1 pseudogene is annotated in these 295 nt (G+C 65.4%); it reads right to left on the reverse strand.

Annotated elements, in window-relative coordinates:
* Positions 1–295: pseudogene (locus EU513_RS15615) on the reverse strand (DDE-type integrase/transposase/recombinase); the annotation flags it as partial.

Genomic DNA, 295 nt, shown 5'->3' on the forward strand with positions numbered 1-295 from the left:
CACGCTTCCAGAACGCTGCGGCTGTCTCCTTGCGTTCATCGCTGAGGATCTCTGAGTAGGCCAGCCGGGAGTGGTCATCGACGGCGTGGTGGAGGTAGACGTAGCCACGCGAGGAGGGTGCGCCCTGACGTGCGGCACGGTCACGGGCCACGCCGGCACGTCGGTCCTGAGCCGAACCGCGTCCGGTGATGCGCCACCCACCGCCGTCGGGGATCTTCCCGAGTTTCTTGATGTCGACATGCACCAGGTCACCGGGTGCCTGGTGTTCATACCGTTGCTTGTCGCGTGAGGATGC

This window comes from Yimella sp. RIT 621, assembly GCF_004146205.1.
In the GTDB taxonomy this organism is placed as follows: domain Bacteria; phylum Actinomycetota; class Actinomycetes; order Actinomycetales; family Dermatophilaceae; genus Yimella; species Yimella lutea.